Origin of the sequence: Kurthia sp. YJT4, from assembly GCF_030219945.1 — a bacterium.
GTDB classification, from domain to species: Bacteria; Bacillota; Bacilli; order Bacillales_A; family Planococcaceae; genus Kurthia; species Kurthia gibsonii.
Genome location: NZ_CP126689.1, coordinates 1,653,113 through 1,678,133, shown reverse-complemented (window position 1 = coordinate 1,678,133; position 25,021 = coordinate 1,653,113). Strand labels below are relative to the sequence as shown.

General features: G+C 35.9%; 24 protein-coding genes. 16 read left to right on the top strand and 8 right to left on the bottom strand.

The window, feature by feature from the left end; all coding sequences use genetic code 11:
- Positions 1–14: 14 nt before the first annotated feature.
- Positions 15–992: a diaminopimelate dehydrogenase gene (locus QN089_RS08240; RefSeq protein WP_121175991.1), complete on the bottom strand. Its 978-nt coding sequence runs from the start codon at positions 990–992 to the stop codon at positions 15–17.
- 200 nt (positions 993–1,192) lie between these two features.
- Here QN089_RS08240 and QN089_RS08235 point away from each other — a divergent pair, with 200 nt between their 5' ends.
- Positions 1,193–2,311 carry a pre-peptidase C-terminal domain-containing protein gene (locus QN089_RS08235; protein ID WP_285215065.1) on the top strand — a complete coding sequence of 373 codons (1,119 nt, stop codon included), beginning with the start codon at positions 1,193–1,195 and terminating at the stop codon, positions 2,309–2,311.
- Positions 2,312–2,373: 62 nt separating this feature from the next.
- Here QN089_RS08235 and QN089_RS08230 read toward each other — a convergent pair whose 3' ends face one another.
- Positions 2,374–2,760: an SET domain-containing protein gene (locus tag QN089_RS08230; RefSeq protein ID WP_068453169.1), complete on the bottom strand. Its 387-nt coding sequence runs from the start codon at positions 2,758–2,760 to the stop codon at positions 2,374–2,376.
- 189 nt (positions 2,761–2,949) lie between these two features.
- Here QN089_RS08230 and QN089_RS08225 point away from each other — a divergent pair, with 189 nt between their 5' ends.
- A complete protein-coding gene (locus tag QN089_RS08225) occupies positions 2,950–3,390 on the top strand; it encodes a hypothetical protein (RefSeq protein WP_068453171.1) in 441 nt (146 codons plus the stop codon).
- Between the two features lie 82 nt (positions 3,391–3,472).
- On the opposite strand, the gene QN089_RS08220 is transcribed toward QN089_RS08225, so the two are convergent.
- Positions 3,473–3,685 (bottom strand): KTSC domain-containing protein, encoded by a 213-nt coding sequence (locus QN089_RS08220; RefSeq protein WP_087680204.1) that lies wholly within the window; start codon positions 3,683–3,685, stop codon positions 3,473–3,475.
- Positions 3,686–3,896: 211 nt separating this feature from the next.
- Positions 3,897–4,688: a pyrroline-5-carboxylate reductase gene (gene proC / locus QN089_RS08215; RefSeq protein WP_285215064.1), complete on the bottom strand. Its 792-nt coding sequence runs from the start codon at positions 4,686–4,688 to the stop codon at positions 3,897–3,899.
- Positions 4,689–4,915: 227 nt separating this feature from the next.
- On the opposite strand from proC, the gene cyoE reads away from it, so the two are divergent.
- Positions 4,916–5,854 carry a heme o synthase gene (gene cyoE / locus QN089_RS08210; protein WP_068453176.1) on the top strand — a complete coding sequence of 313 codons (939 nt, stop codon included), beginning with the start codon at positions 4,916–4,918 and terminating at the stop codon, positions 5,852–5,854.
- A 71-nt stretch (positions 5,855–5,925) separates the two neighbouring features.
- On the opposite strand, the gene QN089_RS08205 is transcribed toward cyoE, so the two are convergent.
- Together QN089_RS08205 and QN089_RS08200 are read right to left on the bottom strand one after the other, a co-directional pair.
- On the bottom strand, positions 5,926–6,807 hold the full coding sequence (locus QN089_RS08205) for a cation diffusion facilitator family transporter (RefSeq protein ID WP_068453178.1): 882 nt from the start codon (positions 6,805–6,807) through the stop codon (positions 5,926–5,928).
- Positions 6,808–6,812: 5 nt separating this feature from the next.
- Positions 6,813–7,013, bottom strand: a complete 201-nt coding sequence (locus QN089_RS08200; protein ID WP_068453180.1) for a DUF4017 family protein — start codon at positions 7,011–7,013, stop codon at positions 6,813–6,815.
- 90 nt (positions 7,014–7,103) lie between these two features.
- On the opposite strand from QN089_RS08200, the gene QN089_RS08195 reads away from it, so the two are divergent.
- The 5 genes from QN089_RS08195 (at position 7,104) to QN089_RS08175 (ending at position 11,988) form a co-directional block, all read left to right on the top strand.
- A complete protein-coding gene (locus QN089_RS08195; protein WP_285215063.1) occupies positions 7,104–8,144 on the top strand; it encodes a CdaR family transcriptional regulator in 1,041 nt (346 codons plus the stop codon).
- Between the two features lie 78 nt (positions 8,145–8,222).
- Positions 8,223–9,638, top strand: coding sequence for an FAD-binding oxidoreductase (locus tag QN089_RS08190; RefSeq protein ID WP_285215062.1), 1,416 nt, complete (start codon positions 8,223–8,225; stop codon positions 9,636–9,638).
- Positions 9,628–10,953: a (Fe-S)-binding protein gene (locus QN089_RS08185; RefSeq protein WP_285215061.1), complete on the top strand. Its 1,326-nt coding sequence runs from the start codon at positions 9,628–9,630 to the stop codon at positions 10,951–10,953. Before QN089_RS08190 ends, QN089_RS08185 begins: the two co-directional genes overlap by 11 nt.
- A gap of 94 nt (positions 10,954–11,047) precedes the next feature.
- Positions 11,048–11,557, top strand: a complete 510-nt coding sequence (locus QN089_RS08180) for a DUF1648 domain-containing protein (protein ID WP_285215060.1) — start codon at positions 11,048–11,050, stop codon at positions 11,555–11,557.
- 11 nt (positions 11,558–11,568) lie between these two features.
- A complete protein-coding gene (locus tag QN089_RS08175; RefSeq protein WP_285215059.1) occupies positions 11,569–11,988 on the top strand; it encodes a hypothetical protein in 420 nt (139 codons plus the stop codon).
- A 48-nt stretch (positions 11,989–12,036) separates the two neighbouring features.
- Here QN089_RS08175 and QN089_RS08170 read toward each other — a convergent pair whose 3' ends face one another.
- Complete coding sequence (locus QN089_RS08170) at positions 12,037–13,287, bottom strand: helix-turn-helix domain-containing protein (RefSeq protein ID WP_285215058.1); 1,251 nt, start codon at positions 13,285–13,287, stop codon at positions 12,037–12,039.
- Positions 13,288–13,390: 103 nt separating this feature from the next.
- On the opposite strand from QN089_RS08170, the gene QN089_RS08165 reads away from it, so the two are divergent.
- Positions 13,391–14,680: an MFS transporter gene (locus QN089_RS08165; RefSeq protein ID WP_285215057.1), complete on the top strand. Its 1,290-nt coding sequence runs from the start codon at positions 13,391–13,393 to the stop codon at positions 14,678–14,680.
- A gap of 33 nt (positions 14,681–14,713) precedes the next feature.
- Here QN089_RS08165 and QN089_RS08160 read toward each other — a convergent pair whose 3' ends face one another.
- Positions 14,714–15,193, bottom strand: a complete 480-nt coding sequence (locus tag QN089_RS08160) for a GNAT family N-acetyltransferase (RefSeq protein ID WP_285215056.1) — start codon at positions 15,191–15,193, stop codon at positions 14,714–14,716.
- A gap of 184 nt (positions 15,194–15,377) precedes the next feature.
- Here QN089_RS08160 and QN089_RS08155 point away from each other — a divergent pair, with 184 nt between their 5' ends.
- From QN089_RS08155 to QN089_RS08125, 7 genes are all read left to right on the top strand, one after another.
- Positions 15,378–16,439 (top strand): hypothetical protein, encoded by a 1,062-nt coding sequence (locus QN089_RS08155; protein WP_285215055.1) that lies wholly within the window; start codon positions 15,378–15,380, stop codon positions 16,437–16,439.
- The gene (locus QN089_RS08150) at positions 16,436–17,287 is read left to right on the top strand and encodes a diguanylate cyclase domain-containing protein (protein ID WP_285215054.1); all 852 of its coding nucleotides are present in this window, start codon (positions 16,436–16,438) and stop codon (positions 17,285–17,287) included. The genes QN089_RS08155 and QN089_RS08150 overlap by 4 nt, the downstream gene beginning before the upstream one ends.
- Positions 17,277–18,968, top strand: coding sequence for a DUF2334 domain-containing protein (locus QN089_RS08145; RefSeq protein WP_285215053.1), 1,692 nt, complete (start codon positions 17,277–17,279; stop codon positions 18,966–18,968). The genes QN089_RS08150 and QN089_RS08145 overlap by 11 nt, the downstream gene beginning before the upstream one ends.
- Positions 18,961–20,238, top strand: a complete 1,278-nt coding sequence (locus QN089_RS08140; RefSeq protein WP_285215052.1) for a glycosyltransferase family 2 protein — start codon at positions 18,961–18,963, stop codon at positions 20,236–20,238. The genes QN089_RS08145 and QN089_RS08140 overlap by 8 nt, the downstream gene beginning before the upstream one ends.
- The gene (locus QN089_RS08135; RefSeq protein ID WP_285215051.1) at positions 20,231–22,246 is read left to right on the top strand and encodes a cellulose biosynthesis cyclic di-GMP-binding regulatory protein BcsB; all 2,016 of its coding nucleotides are present in this window, start codon (positions 20,231–20,233) and stop codon (positions 22,244–22,246) included. The genes QN089_RS08140 and QN089_RS08135 overlap by 8 nt, the downstream gene beginning before the upstream one ends.
- A 161-nt stretch (positions 22,247–22,407) precedes the next feature.
- The gene (locus QN089_RS08130; RefSeq protein ID WP_068453208.1) at positions 22,408–23,343 is read left to right on the top strand and encodes an L-lactate dehydrogenase; all 936 of its coding nucleotides are present in this window, start codon (positions 22,408–22,410) and stop codon (positions 23,341–23,343) included.
- 24 nt (positions 23,344–23,367) lie between these two features.
- On the top strand, positions 23,368–24,942 hold the full coding sequence (locus tag QN089_RS08125) for an L-lactate permease (protein WP_285215050.1): 1,575 nt from the start codon (positions 23,368–23,370) through the stop codon (positions 24,940–24,942).
- Positions 24,943–25,021 lie beyond the last annotated feature (79 nt).

Here is a 25,021-nt window from a genome sequence, read left to right as displayed (position 1 = left end):
TCCTTTCGCATGAATTATAATAATTCGGCACGCAATTGTTCAGGTGTTTTAGGTGAGATAGCACTGAACGGTACATCAAATACAGAAAGCGCACCAACATGACCTTTTTGAGATAGGCGATAGGCTGCACGAGCATATGCAACTAATACGCTTGATGTAAAGTAAGGGTTACTCTCCAACTTAAGTGAAAACTCAAGAATTTGTTTATGACCAGCATCCGATTGACCAGAGCGAATAACAAAACCACCATGTGGCATGCCCGTATGATTCGTATTAAATTCATCTTCTGAGATAATATGAACTGTTGTATCGTAGTCTGCAAAATAGTTTGGCATCGTTACAATTTCTTCAGTAATCTTCGCCGCATCAGCACCTTCTTCTAAGACGATATAACATACGCGTGTATGCTTTTCACGTGTTGATAGTGCAGGTGCATCACCGTTACGTACCTTTTCTACTGCTTCTGGAACAGGTAGTGTGTATTGAACAGCATTTTTTACTCCAACAATACGACGTACCGCATCTGAGTGACCTTGACTTAAGCCATCACCCCAAAATGTATATGTATCCCCCTTCGGTAAAACAGCTTCTCCGAGTACACGATTTAGCGAGAATAAACCTGGGTCCCAACCTACTGAGATAATAGAAGTCGTATTTGATTTTTGATTTATAGCATCTACTGTTTCAAAGAATTCAGGAATTTTTGCATGTGTGTCAAAACTATCAATCGTATTAAACCACTGCGCAAAGTGAGGAACTTGCTCGGGAAGATCTGTAGCAGAACCGCCACAAATAATCATCGTATCAATTTTGCCGATGAATTTTTCTGCGTCATCTACGTGATGAATCGCTGCGTTCGATTGGATTTTTACCGTTTCAGGATCGCGACGTGTGAATACCGCCACTAATTCCATGTCTTCATTTTGTGCAATGGCACCTTCTACACCCCGTCCTAAATTTCCATATCCAACAATACCAATTTTAATTGTCATACAAAACAGCTCCTTCTAAAAAATACAGTTTCTATACAGTCTAATCTTAATTTGTAAAATTCACAATATTTTATTTAGAAATATAATTTATTTTTTCAGAATAATCAAAAGGCAAAATATCAAAAAAATTTATGAAAAAGCATATTTTTATTATGTAATATTTGTTAAAATAATAAACAAATGATTAAAGAGGTGTATAAATGAAATTAAATTATCAAAAAATAAGTATTGCTTTCATCGCTTTCTTATTGATAGTTAGCGGAGCCTTAAGTGTGAATAATTATTCAGCACAAGCAGCACAAGGAGACTCTGTTAAACTAGGAACGGTTGTTAAAAGAACGCTAGATGCAGATGGAATGGATTATTTCCAATTCACATCTACAAAAAAGCAAACAATGAAAATGTCTTTTAAAGATGCAGGTAAAAAAGCAATTGGTTTAGCTGTAGTGAAAGGATTAACAGCAAAACAAATTGAACAGTTAGAGCAAGAAACGATTTCAGATGCAGAATTTGAAAAATTATTAGATAAAGTAAAAGTGGTCGCTTTAATTGACAATATGAAGGGCGAAGACTCAATCGGTCAACACACAGCATATGTAGGTTTACAAAAAGGTACATATTTCGTTATGGCAATTGGTGAAGCTGCGGAAGTGAAAAAATATGGTAATGCATATAGCGTATCTTTAGCAAAATCAACAAAAAAATACGTTGAATATGAATCAAATGATACACGTGCAAAAGCAACAGCAATGCAGCGTAGCAAAGTGTACGAAGGGTCACTTGCATTCTTATTTGACGATGTCGATTATTATAAAGTGCAAGTGCCAACAACAGGTAAATTGGTATTGAAAGCATCAACAAAAAAACGTGCAGACTTTTCAATGAATATTTACGATGCGAAGAAAAAGAAATTAAAAAAGACAACAACGAAGTCAGGTAATCATTATGTGACAACAGCATCTGTTAAAAAAGGTACGTATTATGTACGTGTTAGCGGAGATGCTTATGATGAATTTTTATTACATTATCAATTAAAAGCATATGTGAAAACAGCAACACCAAAAGCAAGTGTCGTGAATAAAAAGGGTACGAAAAACGACCGCATAAAAGTGACAGGTGTGAAAAAGGGTGATACAGTCATCGTTTATGCAGATGCTAAAAAGAAAAAAGTAATCGCGAAGAAGAAAGCAACTTCTTCAACGGTAACTTTTAAAACAACAAAGTTGTCAGATCGCGGTGGTAAAGTATATGTGACAGCTAAGAATAATGTACTTTATACAAGTTCGACAAAATCTGTAACATACAAAAAAGTAAAATAATAAACAAAAAGGACTTCAACCGATTTTATGGCTTGAAGTCCTTTTTATATAGGATGACCGAATTATTCTGATTTTTCTTCTTGGAACCAAAGAGCGTCTTGGTCATCAATATCACCATTATAATTAATAAATACTTCTTCACCCTGTTTAATATCTTTATAAGCAAAGAAATCGAATGTATGATTATCAAAATTAATTTCGTAGTCTGCATTCGGAGTATAACTATGATTGAATAACATGCCATATCCAAGTAGGATTGCTGAACGTCCAATGCCATATTCGAATGCATAGTCTGCTAACAATGTTTTTTCAATGTGTTCATGTTCTTCATTCGGATAAGCAATTACAGGTGCTTGATGAAAAAGTGTTCCTTTTTTTATGTCGACACTTGCGAAAACACCACGGTTAAATTCTCCATCACTGATGGGAGATACTTTTACTTCAATCATTTTTTTCCCCTATTCACGTCAAAATTTTTCTCTTTAACTATAACACTCTTTTAACTCTATGTTAATGGGCAGAATTTACAAACAATTCATATCATCTTAATTGAATGTCATATAAAAGACCTATATAATAGAAGTAAGTAACAAGCACAAGTCTCAGTTATGGACAGAGATTTAGAAGGAGGATACGCGATGATTTTATTTATCATGATATTACTCATCTCTTTAATTACGATGAAATGTATTCGTCTTTATCACGAACATCCTATGACGTATGAACAATTACTGAGAAAAGGACTTGTGATGGAACTACTATTCATGGAGAATCGAGCAGTTGATGTTTATGAGAGGGGATTACGCGAGCTGGATTTAACAGTAGACGAAGAAAATAATGTGCATTATTTAGTTGGCATGATCCAACAAAAATATCATAAGCAGTCAAAGCAAGCTGTAGCGCATTTTGAAGAAGTTTTTAAAAAGGAACCAGAATATTTAGCATACCGTAAAGAATATCAGCATATTTTAGACGCATATGAATCATCTAATCGAGAAGAATTACCGCATATTGCAAAGATGCTCAAAAAACAAAGTCAGCACGATCACCGATTTTTAAAATTAAAATACCCAGAATAGAGGTACAGACATGTTTGAACAATCAAACAAATAAGGTAGTGATTTATGCAATCCAAACATAAATCACTACCTTTATTTGTGTTTAACCTAAACGAACAAAACGATACCGATCTTTAATGAAGCGCTTAAAATAAATGCCCAATGACTCTGCATCTAAAAATTCCTTCACAATTCGTTCAGGGACACCATAGTATTCGAAAACACCGTCTTTTAAAAACTCAACACGTAAAATCATAGCGCTCGCGTTATAGCCAATCGCCTGAATTTTTGAAGAACGAACTTGTTGCATAATCATGAGTCATCACTCCAATCGTAGTAGTTGAAAACGGTTTCATTTAGTGGATTTAATATACTATTAAACGAAAAGAATGTCAACGAAATGAAGCGAAAAAAAGAAAATACGAGTGAATCAATACCAATGAATTAATATGTTAATGTAATAAATAAATGTATAAAAAGAGTGCTCTACATGCAACGTAGCAGAACACTCCTTTCTTATAAATCGCTTATTTTAATACACGATCTCGTGCAATGACCGCTTGTACCGCTTCGTAGATTGTACTAGCGAAATGATTGTTTTGAAGTGATGTCACACCTTGAATCGTTGTACCACCTGGTGAGCAAACTTGATCGACAAGCGCCCATGGGTGTTCATTCGACTGAAGAACCATTTCAGCACTACCGAGTACAGCACTTGCAGCAATTTGGAGAGCAGTTCCTTTATCCATACCTTCCATCACAGCAGCACGTGCTAATGAATCGATATATAAATACGTGAACGCTGGAGAAGCGCCAGCAATTGCAGAGAACACATCGAACTGTTCTTCTGGAATTTCGATAACAGAGCCAACTGCTTCAAACATCGCTCGAACAGCTTGTTTCATGTCGTTTGTTAATTCGGGTGCACTCGCAAATCCTGTTGTAGAAGCGCCGACAATCGCATTAATGTTCGGCATGATACGACAGACAAGTTGGTGATTTAATCCTTGTTGTAATTGTGCGATGGTTTTACCAGCAGCCATCGATATAACAATTTGATGTGGCTTTAATTGTCCAGCAATCTGTGCATAAACAGCTTCTAACTGCTGCGGTTGTACACCTAAAACAATCACATCTGCATCAAGCAATTCCTCTACAGAATGACATCCTACAATGCCATACTCTTTTTCAAAACGTGTTACTTTTTCCTGTGAGCGATTATATGCTAAAATTGTTTTTGCATCATAATTTTCAGCGGCAAGCATCCCTTTAATAATCGCTTGCGCCATATTTCCTAATCCAATCCATCCATACATCATGTATAAAACTCCTTTCAAACTAGAAGTTAATTATAGGGTGTATCGTACGGAAAGAAAAGGATTGTGCTACATAAATATGAATGTTGTATATTATGTGAATTTCAATAGAAATGGTATGTAAATAGTTAGAAGTTTGGTATGATAGAATTATTGCAATTTGTATAACATTATACGATTCGTACTTATTTTCTAGCTTATTGCTATGTAAAGGAATGAAAAATCAACCAATGCAAAGTGAAAAAAATCTAGAGCAAGAAACAACTGTCGAAATCTTTCAGGGAAGCAAGTCACAGTTATTAGCTCAAACCGTTAAAACAGGTATTATTAAGTCGAACTTAATTCCGATGTTCGCTGGTTTGACATTAGCGCTATACAAGTATGAATTAAATCCAGTTGATTTAATTATGAATATTGTTGCGGCAACAGTTGGTTCAGCAGCCGTTATCGCGTCAGCAGGTGCATTTAATAATGCATATGATCGTGATATTGACCGCTTAATGGAACGTACGAAGAAGCGTCCGACTGTTACAGGTGAAATTTCTGTGAAAACGACGCTTATTTTAGCAACTGTATTAGCTATTTTTGGTGTAGGTATGTTGTATGTTGCTACGCCAATGGCAGCATTACTTGGATTCGCAGGTCTATTCCTATACACAGTTCCTTACACAATGTGGACGAAGCGCCATACAGTTTATAATACGGAAGTTGGAAGTTTATCAGGTGCGATGCCACCGTTGATTGGATGGGCAGCCATCAATCCAAATATTTTAAACCCAGCTATTTTAAGTTTATTTGTCATTACACTGATTTGGCAGATGCCACACTTCTATGCAATCGCAATTCGTAAAATGGACGACTACAAGGCAGCGAATGTTCCGATGTTACCAGCAGCGAAAGGTATGCGTCGTACATACATCACAACAAATGTTTACCTCGTTCTACTAATCATTAGCTGTATTCCACTTGGTACATTGAGCTATGGATTAATGTCAGTTGCCATTTTACTAAGTATTGCTTGGCTCATTATGAATGTTTATGGTTACCATAAAAAAGATCCGAAAAAATGGGCGACATTATTATTTGTCTACTCATTAATCCATATGACTGTATTATTCTCGACAGTTATTATTTATTCGTTAGTCGGTTTATACTTCAATTTACATTAAAATTTTTAAACACAATCAAAAAGACTTTGGAAAGTTTAGGCTTTCTAAAGTCTTTTTATATGATTTTAAATTTATGAGAGATCGGGTCGACTAATAAAGATTGGAATAATATCAAAATGAATATGCTCAATTTGATAATGATTTAAGACGAAATTCGTAATGTCATCAATAATTTGATTCAGATGATGTTCATTCCCTTGAATTACTAATTCGCATTTTACACCGAAAAGTTGTGGTGTAATTGCCCAAGCTTGTAACTTTTCCACCTGTTTGACAGATTCAAAAGAGTATAAATCTTGACTTAACTGAACGAGGTCTAGACTGTTTGACGCACCATAAGAGAGATAGGTGCTGCCTGTTTTAATTAATGACCAGCCATTTTTGAAAAGGTAAATAGCGATGATACAAGTAGCTAACTGGTCAATTAATAAAGTAGTGGTCACATCATAGACGATATTGGCTGTAAATACAGCTAGAATTGGTAAAAAGAATAGTAACGCGCGTTTGATAAATTGTTTTCTCGTTTGTATGTGCGTTGCACGTTTTTGCAGTTGAATAAAAGCATATAAAACAAAGAGAGCGCTCATAGTAGTTAATGTATATACTGCATTAGGATTAAGTGGTAATGTAGGTTCTTGTAGCATGAACCACAGCATGTAGACACCACCAATCAACCATAAAAAACCAGTGAATAGAGGGAATAGAATGTGTAAATTGGGTGATGTTTGTTGTTTTTTACTATGCTGTCGTTTTATAGGGCGTTGAGCTGAACGCTCTAAGTAGCATATACAAGCACATGAGGCAAAGAGAAGGGATAGTGCTAATTGTGATGAACTATGCGAACGACTAAAACTAAAAAGTTCGATAAAAGCAGCTGTTATAAAAATAAGCATAGCCGTCTTGAGATAGGGATTCATACGTGGGTTTTTCGTTTGAATAATTGAGCCGAGCATATCGTTCACTCCTGACTTTCTTCGGTAGGTGATTGTTTACGACAAACGATATATACTAATAATGTCAGTAAAACAATCGGAATGACATAAATTTGTGCAATGATTAATTTTGAGGAGAAGTTATGGTACATACTAGAAGTTGGTAGAAAGAGGGCAATACACAATCCGCCCATGTACATAAAAAAGGCTAATTTGAATGCATTCATTTTCGTAACACCTCATTTCAGACTATTAACATACTACCCAAGTTTTATAGAAAATAATCGACCGATTAGCGGAAAAGGAGCAAATAGATAATGTATGATTTACATATTATAGGTGATCAAATTGTACGAGAACTTGGACAACTCATTCAAGAGCAGATTATCGTAACGAATCAACAAGGGATGATTAAAGCGAGCACAGAGCCAGAGAGAGTTGGTTCCTTTCACGAAGGTTCACTTCTTGCGATGCGTAAAAAACAAATTTTGCATATGAAGCAATCTGAAGTAGAGAAACTACAAGGGGTTCGCCCAGGCATGGTGTTTCCAATTATTATTCAAAATGAGCCAATTGGCGTTATTGGGGTAACGGGCGATCCAAAGCATATCTCGCAATATGGAATGCTCGTAAAACGTTTAGCTGAAATGCTGATTTCTGATTTTATTCATCAACGCGATCATGTTCAAAAAGAACAGTTTTTAGCTCAATTATTACAAGGGATGAGCGAGAAAGAGGTGCGACGTGGTGCAAAAGAGTTGAAAATGGAAGCAGCGCAACTGTATCGCATTGTCATAGTAGAGGATGTATTACGTGAGTGGATGCATGAACACGTTAAAAAAGAATTATTTACAGCTATTCATCAAGGGCAGTATGCAATATTATTGCCAGCTGACCAAGAACTAACATTTTTATATGATTGGCAGCAAAAAGTAGGGATTGGTGGTTCGTATTTATTAGAACAAATCAAAACATCTTACGAAGAAGCAAAAACAGCGTTACTCTATTGCTCAAAAGAACGACCTGTTGTGCAAGAAAAAGAATTAACGATGGAATTGATTGTTGCAGACATTACGAGAGAGCGTGCGATGAAGTTTGTATCGCGTGTATGTGGTTCGCTTGTAAAAGATTCAATGTTATTTGAACATATGTATTTGAGAATTATGACGGATTGGACATTGAATGAACTAGCAAGTTACCTTCATATTCATCGCAATACATTAAATTACCGCTTAATGAAAATTGAAGAAAAATTAGGGTATAAATTAACAGATGTAAAAGGAAGAGCAAATTTATATATGAGTTGCTTACTCATTGAAAAGTTCCAATTATATGATTTTGTGCAAATGCACAAATAAACATAAAAAGATTTGGATAACAGAACGATACACGAAAACTGCGCAAAACTCTATAATAAGAAGAAGGGGGGATTCGGAATGAATGCACAGTTTTTAAATGAATTGACAGAATTATTAGGCAAAGAGAATGTGAAAACAACACAGGCACAATTACTTGCGTATTCGTATGATGCGACAGCGAACTTTCAGGCTTTACCAGACGTGGTAGTTAGCCCGCGACATACAGAGGATGTTGTGGCAATCGTGAAGTTATGTGACCGTTATGAAATGCCGATTGTACCAAGAGGGTCAGGGACGAATTTAGCAGCGGGTACTTGCCCGACACAGGGTGGTCTTGTGATGTTATTTAATCATATGAATCAAATTTTAGAGCTAGATGCGGATAATTTAACACTAACCGTTCAACCAGGTGTGATTACACAAACCATTCATGAATATGTGGAATCAAAGGGATTATTCTATCCACCAGATCCAAGCTCGATGAAGATTTCTACAATCGGTGGGAATGTGAATGAAAACTCAGGTGGTTTACGTGGTTTAAAATATGGTGTGACAAAAGATTATGTGCTTGGCTTGACCGTTGTTTTACCAAGTGGCGAAGTTTTAACATGTGGTGGAAAGTTAGCGAAAGATGTGGCAGGTTATGATTTAAAAGCGATGCTTGTTGGTTCAGAAGGTACGCTCGGGATTATTACAGAAATTGTTTTAAAATTGATTCCAAAACCAGTCGCACAAAAAACAGCGATTGCGCATTTTGATTCATTAGATGCAGCAGCCGAAACGGTATCACAGATTATTGCTGCGAAAATTATTCCAGCAACACTCGAATTTTTAGATAATGGTACGATTCAAGCGGTAGAGGAGTTTATGCATTTAGGTCTACCACTTGATTTACAAGCTTTTTTACTAATGGAACAAGACGGTGAAGAAGCACAAGTGGAACGTGATGTAGCACAGATGATTGAGATTGCAAAAGAGAATGGTGCAATCTTTACAGCAGTTGCGGAAAGTGAAGCAGAGGCGATGAAGTTAAAAACAGGACGACGCGTGGCATTATCAGCACTTGCAAGAAAACGTCCGACAACGATTTTAGAAGATGCGACCGTCCCGCGTTCAGAGCTTGCGACAATGGTTCGTGCAATTGAACAAATCGCACGTGATTATCGCGTTCAAATTTCAACATTTGGTCATGCGGGTGATGGTAATTTACACCCAACTTGTTTAACAGATGTACGTAACGCGGAAGAAATGGAACGCGTGGAACAAGCTTTTGAAGCCATTTTCGATGCATCTCTTAAATTAGGCGGTACACTAACAGGTGAGCATGGTGTAGGCGAGATGAAATCACCTTACTTAGCTTGGCGACTAGGAGAGGAAGGCATGTTTGTTATGCGTGCCATCAAACAGTCTATTGATCCAAAGAATATTATGAACCCGAATAAAATCTTTGCGAAATCACAAAAATTAAGAGTGGTGATTCATCATGGTGAATAATGCCGAGTTAATGCAAAAAGCATTTGAAAAAACAGTAGATGAGGATTTATTGCTCGATTGTATGCGCTGTGGTTTTTGTTTACCAGCTTGTCCGACTTATATACACACGAATGCAGAAGAAGCACATTCACCGAGAGGACGTATTGCCTTAATGAAAGCAGTGCGTGATGGAAAAGTGGTATGGGATGCAAGTATTGAAGAATCGTTCAATATGTGTCTAGGATGTCGAGCATGTGAACCAGCTTGTCCAGCAGGCGTACAATATGGTCCACTCATTGAACAAACTCGTCATGCGATACAGCTTGGTAAAACACGTAAGCCACTTGAAAAAGCTGTACGTGGTGCAACATTCGACGGGTTATTTGCGAACCAAAAAGCGATGACAGGAGCGGTTAATTTAGTCCGCTTTTATCAAAAGTCAGGTTTGCAAAAAGTAACGCGAAAAATCGGCTTCCTAAATTTATTCCCACCGTTTATGAAAGAGATGGAAGGCGTGTTACCAGAACCAGCGAAGAAGTCGTTGCCAGCACTTCCACAGTTACCGAAGAAGCAAATGCATGTGTCATTCTTTTCGGGGTGTTTGATGGATACTTTATTTTTAGAGACGAATCGTAAAACGATTGCCTTACTTGAGATGCTCGGTGCAAAGGTAACAATTCCAAAACAACAACAATGCTGTGGTGCGCTACATGGACATAGTGGTGAGATGGATAAAGCAAAGCGTAATGCACGTGCCAATTTAGATGTTTTTACAGATGATTCCGTTGATTATATCGTGAATAATGCAGGTGGCTGTGGCGCATTCTTAGCAGAATATGACCATCATTTAGCACATGATCCCTTATATGAAGAACGTGCAAAAATCTTTACAGAGAAGCAAATTGATTTATCCAGTTTACTTGTAAAATTAGGACTACCTGAATTCTTACAAACACTTCAGCCAGCAGCACGTAAAAAGATTACGTATCAAGATTCATGTCACTTACGCAATGTAAATGGTGTAAGTGAAGAACCACGTCAGATTTTAAAGAGTATGACTGGGTTTGAATATGAAGAACTAGTTGGTGCAAATACATGTTGTGGCTCAGCAGGTATTTATAATATCTTACAACCAGAGATGGCCGATGCGATTTTAGAAACGAAGATGCAACATGTACAAGATATCAATCCAGATATTGTTGTTACAGCGAACCCAGGTTGCTTAATGCAAATGCAAAAAGGAATTCAGTCGACTTGTTCACATCACGGTGATCAAACAGCGACACATATTGCCGATTTAGTATTTGATTATATTGTAGAAAATACATCTGTCTAACATGAAAAGGAGTATCACAATCGTGATGCTTCTTTTTTATACATCTGACGGAAAGAGGGAATTACGTTATAATATAGAAAAAGGAGGGAATCTGATGTATGATGTGAAAAAGATGAAGCAATTTGATGTTCCTTTTACACCGATGGAACGATTATATACACGTTTAACCTTGCTTATTTGGGGTGTTTTAGTCATCTATATTGCGATGGTTTGGCAAAAGATTCCAATCGAGATTCCACTACATTATAATGCGCTAGGTGAACTCGATTCGACAGGTTCTAAATGGACGATGTTGACGATACCGATTATTACATACTGCTTCTGGTCGTTAATGAATTTTATGATGAAACATCCAGAGTGGGGGAATTATCCTGCACGATTAAATGAACAGAATGCAGAAGCTTTTTATACACATAATCGTAAACTAATCGTTGTGTTACGAAATGGAGGCAGTCTATTTTTTGCTTTCGTATTAGCTGAGATGGTGTTTGTATCACTTGGTATAATGGCATCACAAGGTATTACAACATATGCCACTCTACTCAGTATTTTTGTTATTTTACCGCTCGCAATTGGCGTCGTACAAAGTCGTAAGATTCAATAGGAGGATGAAGGATGGGACTAGTGACATATTTGGGAAGTAATTTACCGTTAGAGGAACTACAAAAAATGACGCAAGGAGCAATTCATTTTACAGAACAGACATCTGACCGTTTAGCGCGAACAACTGTCCAACATCATCATTTGCAAACGCACTATGTATACGAAATTGAATTAAATGGTCAATTAGATGATTTAAATCCACAATCAAAAATCGAGACACCTGTTCATTATGAGCAGGCAAGAATCGCCTTACAGCAACTTCATACAGCTTTGAAAAAAGTCATTCCAACAGGTGATATAGCTGAAGTCTATATTTGTTGGTTTGGTGATGAGGAAGAAGATGCGCTAGGAGAAGTAACGCTCTCTTTACAAGAAGATGATTTACCAGAAGTGCATACAGAAGAACGCTATTTGATTCGTTTTAAAGCGTAAAATAAAAAAACTCATCCGATTTTACAAAAGTCGGATGAGCTTTTTTCATTACTCATTATTTTTTATCATCTGTTCCATCAACCAATTATACGTATCACAAATCCACTGTTTTTCAGCAAGGGGTAGCATGATTTTTTGTTCTTCATATGCACGCTGAATCCATTTTTTTGCTGCTTCCATTTGACCAAGTTCAAATAGTGTACATGCATAATAGGCGAGCCCTTCTTGAAAACGAGCCGTATTAAATGGATGAACACCATTCCAATTGCGTTCCGTCTCAAAAAAATGAAAAGCTTCACAGGCTTCTTGAAAACGCCCTAATTTATAAAGTGCTTTCCCTGTTTCCACTTCAATATATGGTAAAGTTTCAAAAGCTTCATCGAATTCTTTCATTATACGTGCATGTTCCAATACTTTTAAAGGCTTACTGTCATATGTGTTGTAATAAAATAAGTAAAATACATGTAAATAGTACTGTGTATTTGGATGTGTATCAAATGCCGTATATTTTTCTAATCGTTCACGATACATTTCCACTTTCTCGGGTTGCTGTAAAATCATGGCTGCATAAGCTGCCATCCGAATAATATGCGCATAAAAGTGAAATATTTTCTCTTCGTGACATGTTTTAAGCAAGTGTTGTAAAACTTGATCGGCTTCATCCAAACGATTCGTTGCATAACAAAATGATGCCATATGGTACGATACGTCAATTCGTGTAATCGGATCAATCGTATAGTAAGGTGATTGAACTAATTTATAAGCAACTTGAATTGTTTCATACGCCTGTTCAAATTGTAACTGATTAAAATAGAAAATCGCTTGTAATGTATAGGTCGTAGCGAGTTCTTTATATAGGGCGAGTTCTTTGAAAAAGACAACCGCTTTTTTAGCTTCTTCAATCCCTTGTTCAAACGCCTCTAGTGGCGGAAATACTTTTAAATAATATAAGTAAATTTGAGCTGCTTCATAATTTGCTGGTAGCTCAGGAATAATCGGTTCAACTAAATTTTTTACTTGAATGGCTTGAGATACATCGAGCCATTTTTTATTTTGAACAATTTGATGAAGGTCATCAATGATTCTTCTTAGTTCAGTAAGTGGGAATGGGTCAGTCAGTACACTCACTTCTACGTGTAACTGATTTGCAATGTATTGTAAGTTTTCAATAGATGGCTTCGCTTTATCGTTTTCAATTAAACTAAGCATCCCTTTGGTCATTTGTTCACCTGCAATATCAACGAGTGTCATCTTTTTTGATTTACGTAAAGAGCGTATTCGCTGTCCTAAAGTTTTCATTTCAACACCTCTTGTTTAATTATATTAAACTTTTAACTTGTGGGCAAGTAAATCATCCGTTATAATAAGTTTAATTAAATTAAACTTTATAGGAGGGCTAGAGATGACTTCTGAACAGTCTTTACGAAAAGCAAGTTATCACATAGGTATTTTTGCAGTTAGTAAATTTGTTTCGGTTATGGGAGCAAATATCGTCGCGTTCGGGATTTCGTTATATATTTTAAAATTAACCGGTTCAGCAACTAGTTTTTCAATTAATATTCTTTGTTCGATTGTGCCACGTGTTCTCTTTTCGCCACTTATCGGCTATATGGCAGACCGTTATAATAAAAAGGTATTAGTTATTAGTTCGCAAATTTTAACCGTTGTAACGGTTGCGATACTGTTGCTTTACGCGAATTGGCAAGGAATGTCCATCATGGCGATATATATCATGATGGTGTTTTATACTATTTTCACATCGTGTAGTGGAATTACATTAACCGCTTCAATTGGACAATTAGTCGACCAAGACCGCATCCAAAAGGTCATGAGCTTGAATCAATTATCTATGTCACTTGCTGCAATTGGCGCACCGATGATTGGTGGTATTTTGTATGGTTTTGTATCGATTGAAGTATTTTTAATCATTCAAATCATCGCGTTTAGTATAAGTACATTATTGGATGCAACGATGAATTTTAATCTTTATAAAACAGAAAAAATTCATACGGAAAAGTCAGAGCCTTTCCTTAAAAGTATGAAATCTGCTTATCACTATATTAAAAATCGAAAGACACTTAAAACGATTATTATACTTGCGCTTTGCTTAAATCTTTTTTTCTCCGCATTTTCAGTTGGTATTTCGTATGTTTTAGTGGAAGTCGTGCAGTTTAAGTCACTTCATGTCGGGTGGATTGAATCAATTGGTGCCGTAGGAATGTTACTCGCTTCCATCTATTTAACAGCACGTAAAAATTTAAAAAATCCAATTCGTTTTTCAAAGCGTGCATTATTTGCACTAAGTAGCATCTTTTTCATCTTTGCGTTACCACTTGTGATTTTAGAATTAACTTACTTGCAACTATTCATCTATTATGGTGTTACAGCTTTCCTCATGACGATGGCAGAAGTATGTACGAATGTACCGATTGGTGTGATTTTACAAAAAAATATTGAAGAATCTTATAGAGGGCGTGTATTTGCCTTATTTGAAACACTGGCTATGGGGATGATGCCTTTTGGAATTTTAATTTATGGTTTTTTATACGATTATTTTGGTGCACCCATCGTTTTAATCGTAACAGGTGTCATTGTTTTTACCATTACACTCTACTTATTACGTCCATCTGTTTTAAAACAAATGGAACAGGAACAACAATATGAAGAAACGGAAAAATTAATAGAAGCATAAAAAAAATCGCGTGAAGTTACGCGATTTTTTTTACTATGTGAGCGGTGCAATAATCTTTTTCATCGAAACAACTTCAATTGGTACACCTTCATCTGTCATAACCGTTTCTTGATCATAAATTGAATAACCTTTAGATTGATAAAGTTGTAAGTTACGTAACACACTCACACGCACGCGACAATAAATGGTATTTAAATCAGCTGCACGTGCAATTTGTTCTAATTCATTAATTAATTGTTTAGCAATTCCTAATCCTTGCATGGTTGGAAGAACAGACATACGGAAAAATTGAAGTCCGTTATCATGGATTTTATATCGAACACACGCAATCGGTTGACCTGCAATTGTACCGACGAGTGCCTCTTGTCCATTTAATAGAGCTTCTTTTATAGACGAAACCGTCTCAGATAAAGCGCTAGAAGGAGCAGCGTCATTTGCATACTCTTCATAAGCTTTCATCATAATTTTATGGATGACTTTTGCATTTGTTGATTTTTCAATTTGAATGTTCATAATAAGTGCCTCCTGACATCCTCCTCATTATAATGCACAGAGCGCTTGAAATGGAAGAGTCTGTGAATGAGATTTTAAAAATTCTCATTTGTCTATATTATATTTTTGTGCTTTTTACTGTTAAAAAGTGTATTATTTAATAAAGCAGAAAGTGAAAAGAGCATGTAAAGAAGGTGAATCCAATATGAAGTTTTGGCGAATCGTATTATTTTTAAGTTTAATCATCTGTTTGCTGGGATGTCAATCCACACAAAATCCACCAAAGACAGAAACCATTCGTTATACTGAAAAGCAACAATCGCGTTTAGCAACCGTTATTTTTAAAGAATTTACAGCTAAAAATGGTTTGCTTTCTACGAATTTAACGAATCGTAAAAATGAGTACCTAGCTGAATCGATGGGGTTACTAATGCTGTATTTTATTCAAACGAATGACAAAACAAACTATATGAAAAGTTTTCAAGCAGTGAAACAATCGTTAATTCTTCCAAATCACCTTATCTCATGGGAAATTAAAAAGGGTCAACGTTCTGATACAAATGCATTAATCGATGATTTACGTATAATTAAAGCATTAGATTTAGGGGCTAAAAAATGGGGAAACAAAGAAGTAAAGCAATTACTTTCAGAAACGATTCAAGCGAATAAGGCGTACACCATGTATGAAGATTATTTTGTTGATTTTGGTAGTGAGCAGCCTGAAAATCGCGCAAAAGAGATTACATTAAGCTATGCAGCACCTAGTTACTATAAGCGAATGCAATTAACACCTGAAGTTTTAGAAAAAAATGTTGAGGTTATTCGAAATACACCGCAAGATGCCAATGGGCTTTATGCTAAAAAATTCGATATCTCAACGAAAACGTATCAATTTGATGATACAGTGCATATGATTGACCAATTATTAACAGCGCGAAATATGCAAGAAATGAAAGCTACATCTAAATTTCATCAGTTATTAAAACAGAAGATGAAAAAAGACGGTAAATTATATGGTCAATATGATCGAAAAACATTACAACCTGTTGTACGGTATGAATCCCCCGCAGTTTATAGTTATGCAATCTTTTATAGTCAAGCTGTCAAAGACAAAACACTTGAAAAAGCACTCAATAAACGTATGAATCAGTTAAAAAATCATCATAAAAATACGCGATATTATGGCTCTTATATTGCGAAAAATGGTGAAACACATATTTTTGATAATTTACTACCTCTATTAACTAAAGGAGGATGGATACGATGACGAAAAATCAAAAAACAGCTAGCCTTCTCACCATTATTTTACTTCTAGTAGTGCAACTACCACTGTATATGGTGTATTTGAAAGGCAGTCAAGGTATTTTACTTGCTTTATTTTTACTATTATTAGTGGCAGTCTCTCTTTATTACGGTGCTGTACTTGGATTATTACTTAGTTTGATTTACCTCTTTTTAATTGGAACAGTCATTTTCTATTTACAATTAACAGAGAAAACAATGGTCTTCATGCCATTCGATTTACAACTAACTGAATTTTTCATTTATGGTATTGCGATTTTAATTTTAGTGTTGATTGCTGGTAGGATTCATGAGTTGACTATGGAGAGCACGAAACAAATTCATATGTTACAGGGACGCGTTGAAAAATATGTCGCAACAGATACGGATAGTGGTTTTGATAATCGTATTCGTCTTGAAAAAGCCATCGCTGAAGAAGCGAGACGTTCTGATCGAAATGGAGATCCTTTTGTTTTTTTATTAATTGAAATCCAACACTTTAAAAATTTTAAAAGTTTATACGGTGAAAAAGAAACACAGTATCTCATTTCACAATTAGCTGAAAAAATTAATGGCATTATGCGTTTAACCGACAGGAAATATCGTTACGATGAAAATCATTTTGCGCTTATTTTACCAGAAACACCGAGTACCTACATTCAAGTTATCTACGAAAAACTCTCCGAACATTTAAAAGAACATCAATTACTATCGGGAAATTTAGTGACCCTTCAATTTAAAGCAGGGCATTATACGTATACACCTAAAACAGAAGTGAGCTTTAACGATATGGTTGAAGTCGCTCAAAGTGAGTCACTCATTAATGAAATTTAAATACTTTTTTACAAGTTTAGTTTTGTTGCTTGTCGTTAGTTGTGTTCCCGAGATTACACAAGCACAAAGCCAAAATAAGCCCACTATTTTAATTGTATATAACGCTACGACACCTATGGAAGAAAAGACGGTTCATCGTGTAGATGCACTTTTTTCATCGTATAGTGACACAGTTGTTGAGCCAATCAGCGCGATGACAAAACAGCAAGTGAATGAAGCAGCTACGATTATTTATATTGGAATGAATGAAGCTGAAATTTCAAAAGAACATCGTCAATGGATACAAAAATTCCCACGTCAAAAGCTGTTCATTGGTTATAATGCTAATCAGTTTGAAGCTTTTCGAGATTTACGTATAGAAGGAAGCGATGATTTTGTGCAAATTGACTCAAAAACGTTAACAACCAAAATCCCGTTTTTAAAAACAACTTCAAACTATAAAGAGGTCATTGAAGGAAAAACAATTCAACAGAAGTATCCCGTTCTTTTGAGGAATGGAAAAGATTACTATTTATCATTGAATAAATGGTCAGATGAATTTCAGCTATATTTACAACCATTTATCGCGAATAAGACAACATGGTATCAACCACCTAAACATCGTGTTTGGATGATTATTGACGGGATTCGTCCATCGACATCACCGAAGCAATTAAAAGCAGTGACAAATCAGCTGGAAAAAGAAAACGTGCCGTATGCATTAGCAGTAGCAGCAGTTGAGTATACAGCAGACCGAAAAAGTGTGAATCAACTAAGTGATGCAAAAGAACTTCGCGATGTATTACAGGAAGAACAGGCAAAAGGTGTTGCAATTATTGCGAATGGTTATGGGCTATCCTATCGTCCAGAAGATAAAAAGCAACATGAGTTTTGGGATGACGAATTGAATCAACCAATTACAGCATTAAATAGCACACAAGCTAAGCCGTTCTATACTGTAGAGGAGTTTTCATCGAACGATGCTTTTCAAGAGGCGAGACAAAAAAATGGACAGATTGAGAAGCAATATACAAAACAGCGCATTCAAGAAGCAGTGAGTGCTTTAGCAAGAGCCAAACTGTATCCAATTGCTTTTACGATTGAAAATGGTCAAGCAAGTTCCTATGTATATGAAGAAATTGCGCACCACTTTACTACGTATTTCGGAACATTACAGTATAGTGATGAATCGAGTGAATTCACAGGTGTGCAGCCACTTATAACGAAACCGTCTTATATGCATCATTTAGAAGTCTATTCGACGAACATCGCACCCATCACAAGTAACTTGGAAAGCGAACCGATTTTAATACAGCAATTAAAAAATTTAACGAAAATTCAAGGCTCAATGGCAGGAATGAAAATTAATGTACAACAAAAACCGGAAGAAATTGCTCGAACTTTAGCTATTTTAAATACTTTTCCACAATTTGAATGGCTTGATTTACGTAAAATTAAGACAAAAGTTCAAGTAACAGATTTGACGATTACACAATCGGATACGGGGAAGTTGACCGTGAAACAAGAAAACCGTTATATCGATTTAATCAAGTATAAATGGGAGACGAGTCCATTCGAATTCTCACTTTGGGTTTTATTTGGAATTGTTTTACTATTCGTAGCACTCTTTTTCTTAAATGTTCTACGACTACGATTTACATTAAAAAAACGTTTATTCGAGGAGAGGAAACCAAATGGCTAACACACTCTTTTTTACCGCGTTGATTTTAATTTGGGTTATGCTCCTCTACCATATGTTTTTAATGCAGGGGGGATATCGTCACTACCGTACCTATGAGCGCGTTATTCCTAAGTGGGAAAAAAATATGACGGATTTACCAACTGTCAGTGTATTTATTCCTTCACATAATGAGGAAGTAGTCATGGCACAAACGCTTACTGCCATGTCGCGACTATATTATCCAAAAGATAAGCTGGATATTATCGTCATTAATGATAATTCATCAGATCGTACAGGTGAAATCGCACAAGAATTTGCGGATCGCTATCCATTCATTCGCGTATTAGAAACAAAACCACCGAATAAAGGGAAGGGAAAGTCTTCTGCATTGAATGAAGCCTTAGCGAATTCAAAAGGTGAAATTATTTGCGTATATGATGCAGATAATACACCAGAAAAAAAGGCTGTTTGGTATTTAGTAATGGGTCTCATAAATGACCCAAAAGCCGCTGCAATGGTAGGGAAGTTTCGTGTAATCAATGCCGCAAAAACATGGTTAACCCGATTTATTAATATTGAAACGATTTGTTTTCAATGGATGGCACAAGGTGGACGCTGGAAATGGTTTGGTGTCGCAACGATTCCAGGCACTAACTTTGCGATTCGTCGCTCGGTTATTGAAGAACTTGGCGGTTGGGATGTAAAGGCGTTAGCTGAAGATACGGAATTAACGATTCGTGTTTACAATCTTGGCTATCATATTCGATTTTTCCCTAAAGCCATTACATGGGAACAAGAACCTGAAACACTCGGTGTATGGTGGAAACAGCGAACGCGCTGGGCAAGGGGAAATCAATACGTTGTCTTAAAGTTTTTACGGCAATTCGCAACATTAAAAAGAAAACGGATTATTTTTGATTTATTTTATTTCTTTTTCACATACTTCCTTTTTTTCTTCGGTGTCATTCTTTCAAATGGTCTATTTATCGTTAATCTATTTTTCGATTTGAATTTAGCTATTGGAAATGTTGCGATCGCCCTTTGGATTCTTGCTTTCTTATTATTCTTAGGTGAAGTAATGATTACACTAAGTATCGAACGAAATGAGATGAATCGAAAAAACTTTTTCTACGTAATCCTGATGTATTTTACGTACTCACAAATGTGGATTGCACTTGTTGTGTATTCACTATACCAAGAAATAAAACGCGCCATATTTAAAGAAGAAGTCAAATGGTATAAAACAGAACGTTTTAGCCAGAAAGACCAAGGAGGTAAAAAAGATGATTAAACAATTCTTCGGGTTTGTAACACTCGCCTTCCTATCGTTTATGTTTTTTAATATAACCGTTTCAGCAAAGGAAGTTAAAAAAGAGCCGATTACAAATACAGCGATTAATTTACAAGGTGTTTCTGATTCATTTACGTATAATTACTATTTAGCAGAAGATGCGCAAAAGGGGAACAATCAACTTGTTTTGGATGTAGAGCATAGTTCACTGCTCATATCACCGTCATCTTTAACGATTCGAGTAGATGGAGAAAATCAAAAAACAGTAAAATTAGATGGAAATAAAGTGAAAACCACTGTTCAATTAGATTTAAAAGGAAAAGCACTAAAAAAAGGGGCGCATGAAATAACAATCGTCTTTTATGGCATTATTAAGCAAGGTGTCTGTGTTGAAAATAATACATCAGGAAACTGGTTACGTATTAACCCAGCATCATACCTTCAAATTCAGGGAGATGTCACAGCAGGTGAATTAATGTTACAAGACTACCCATCTAAATTTACATCATTCCAATCAAAAACAGATGTTGTCATTCCAGACGATGCAGATGTTAACACGATGGATGCAGCCTTAAAAATAGTTAGTTATTTAAAAAAGCAAGCGGCAAATCAAAATCAAATTGCATTAGTAAAAGAGAAAGATTTTGAAAATCGTCAAACGAATAAAATCATTGTCGGTGTTATGAAAGATTTTAAAACAGAACCAGTTCAAAATATTTTAAAACGTATGAATGTCAAAACGACAGACAATACCATTCAGCTTCAAACAGCACAGGAAAAAATTAAAAAAGCAAATCGTAATATCTTAGTCGTAACAGCAGTAAATACAGACGATTTAGACGCTAAAATTGAAGTGGTATCGAATCAAGAGTTCGTTTCGCAATTAAGTGGAAAAGCACTGGCGATTGGAGAACAGCCGAAACAACCTGTGCGTGAATCAGGAATGGTTACATTTGAACAAATGGGAATTCAAAATCTTGAAATTTCCAATGTAGCGTACGAATCTGGACACTATTATTACTATTTACCACAAGATTTTGATGAAGAAAAAGCAATTACAGCAACATTAAAACTAAAAAAATCATCTATTTTAGATGCGAAACAAGCAGAACTTGTAATGGAAGTAAATGGTGTTCCACATGCGATTACGCTTAAAGAAATTAAACAAGATGAAGGTTTTTTTGAAATCAATGTTCCAATTGAAAAGAATGCGCTTAAAAATAACCATCTACTAGATATTCAATTTAAGTTAAATGGTTCAAATACGAATAATCCATGTACAACAAACGATCAAGAAAAATGGTTATTTATTTCTAAGGAAAGTACATTAAATTTTTCAACAACAGATCATGATCGACAAGCTGTCGCTAGTTTAACAAGTTATCCAGGAATCTTTACGAATACACGTCAAGGAACATATATCATCATTGAAAGTACAGAAAAAGTAGCATTAGAAGACTTAAATGCACTGTACACGTCTTCGGCATTAAGTGCTTCTGCACCAAATTATGAATTAAAAACGGTTGACGCAATTCAAAAAGAGAAGTTAAAAGGACGTCATCTTATTTTTGTTGGTGAAGCGGGTACGTTACAAAAAGATTTGAACAAGAAAAGTCCATTAGTAATGAAAGATGATAAACCGGATTTCGCAGAAGATGGTTTTATAAAAGAGACAATTATGCGCTATGCGACGATTCAAAAGAATCCATGGGATGATGCTTATATCGCATTACAGTTTAATCGAGAGGGAAGCAGTCAAAATCAAATTACGCCAAAATTCTTACGACAAATTCAAAATTTATCAGCTGATGCATCAGTTGCTGTGCAAAATAAAGAACAACAAACATTCACGAATCGCGCGCAATATAGCATAGAAAAACAAAAAGAAGCAGCACCTAAGCAATCTCAAAGTGCATTAAAATGGTCTTCTGTTTTAATGTTTATTGGTTTACTTGCAGTGATTGGTGTCATTTTATATCTCGTGTTCAAACGTAGCAAAAAGAAATAGATTTTTAAGTAAGTGAATAAATATAAACAAAGTAGAAATTACAATAAAATGTAGTTTCTACTTTTTATAGTTTAAAGAGATTTTTATGGAATGTGTTGGGAGTTTCAATTTGTCTTGTCAGTGGAATGTGTAAGTAGTTGATGAAAAGGGAGGAAACATCTGTGAACTTAACACAAGGCAATAAAATTGTTTTAATTGGTGCTGGAGCAGTTGGCTCAAGTTATGCTTATGCAGTAGTCAATCAAGGAATTAGTGATGAACTAGTTATTGTGGATGCAAATGAAAAAAAAGCGACAGGTGATGTATTAGATTTACAAGACGGTATCGTTTATGCACCATCCTCTATGAAAATTCGTTTTGGAGATTTTGATGAATGTGCAGAAGCGGCGATTGTTGTTATTTGTGCAGGAGTAGCCCAAAAGTCAGGTGAGACACGTATTGATTTGGTACACAGAAATATAGCAGTATTTGAAGAAATTGTCTCAAAAATTATGGATACAGGATTTAATGGCATTATTATTGTCGCAACTAACCCAGTAGATATCTTGGCATATGCGACATGGAAATTTTCTAAATTACCAAAAGAACGTATTTTAAGTTCAGGTACTATCTTAGATTCCGCTCGACTTCGCAATATATTAGGTAGAGAATTTCAAACAGCACCGACTAGTATTCATGCATATATTATCGGTGAACATGGTGATACACAATTACCTTATTGGAGTGCAGCTACGTTATACGGTCAAAAAATCGCATTAAAGTTATCAGATGAACGAAAAGAAGCGATAGGTATTGAAGTACGTGATGCGGCTTATAAAATTATTGACTCAAAAGGTGCAACCTTCTACGGTATTGCGATGGGGCTTGCGCGTATTACAAAAGCCATTTTACGCAATGAACAAGTCGTTCTACCTGTAGGCGCGTTACAAAGTGGGGAAAATGGACATGAAGATGTATTTACAGGTGTACCATGCCTCATTAATCGTCAAGGTGTTGAGAAAGTATTTACATTAGACTTAGATGCAGATGAACGTGAAAAATTTGATGCATCCGTTAAAGCACTAAAAGATATTCAAGCATCTATTTGGTCTTCATAAAAATAGGGTAGGTGAACGCATCGTATGTTAGTCGAACAATATAACCCTTTTGGTCAAATTGGCATAACCGTTCTCGTATCGATTATTCCTATCCTTTTATTTTTAATCTGTCTAACCGTTTTAAAAATGAAAGGCATTACAACAGCTTTAATTAATCTAGTTGTGACCTTTGTGTTAGTATATGGTTTCTTTCATTTATCTTTTGGAAATGGCGTCGGAAGTATTATTCAAGGTATCATTCAAGGGCTTGTACCAATCGGTTATATTATCGTTATGGCTGTTTGGCTGTATAAAATTTCTGTGAATTCAGGAAAATTTGATGTTCTCCGTAGTTCGATTGCTGGAATTTCACATGACCAACGTATTCAATTACTACTCATTGGCTTTTGTTTTAATGCCTTTTTAGAAGGTGCAGCAGGCTTTGGTGTTCCAGTTGCAATCTGTGCAGTACTTCTCATGTCACTCGGTTTTAAACCACTACAAGCAGCTATGCTTTGTTTGATTGCAAACGGTGCTTCAGGCGCTTTTGGTGCAATTGGTATTCCAGTCGGGATTATCGATACATTTGATTTACAAGAAGGAATCTCATCTTTAGATGTATCACGTATGACAGCTTTAACACTACCTCTGATCAATCTCTCCATCCCATTTTTAATGGTCTGGCTTGTTGATGGATTTAAAGGTATTAAAGAAACCATGCCAGCCATTTTAACAACAGGTATCACATATGCTGTATCACAAGCACTATTTACCATCTTTTTAGGACCAGAAATTGCGGATATCGTACCGCCAATTTTAGCAATGGGCGCACTTGCGTTACTTTGTAAAAAATGGTCACCGAAAAACACATTCTTCCTCAGTGGACATGACTTAGAATATGAAAAACATACAGCAAAAGACATCATCAAAGCATGGTCACCATTCTATCTCCTTACACTTTTCATTTTAATTTGGAGCTTACCAGCCTTTAAAGGTCTATTTGCTGAAGGTGGCGCCTTATCTTCACTTGTTGCTAATTTTACCATTCCGGGTTCTGAAATTAATATGTCACTCGACATTATTGGGGCAACGGGCAGTGCGCTCTTAGTTGCAGTCATTGTCACGATTCTCACAACCAAAAACATGACATTCCAAACAAGTGGTCGTTTATTAAAAGAGACGGTTAAAGAATTCTGGGTACCCATTATTATGATTTGCGCGATTATCGGTATTGCCAAACTCATGACATATGGTGGTATGACAATGGCACTCGGTGAAGCTGCAGCAAAAACGGGAAGTGCTTTTCCATTCATCTCACCAATATTAGGATGGATTGGCGTATTCATGACGGGTTCAGTAGTAAATAATAATACGCTATTTGCGCCGATTCAAGCCACAGCAGGAGCAGCCTTATCAACTAATTCGACGTTACTCGTTGCAGCGAATACGGTAGGTGGTGTAATTGCCAAACTCGTATCACCACAATCAATCGCCATTGCAACAGCAGCCGTAGGACAGCAAGGAAAAGAATCGACATTAACGAAGATGACCTTAAAATATAGTTTAGGCTTCCTCGTATTCGTCTGTATTTGGACCTTTATTTTGTCGCTTATTTTATAAATGAATAACAAAAAAGAGATTAGGGCGTATGTGTTTAAAACACAATATGTCCTAATCTCTTTTTCATGTAAAAAAGAAT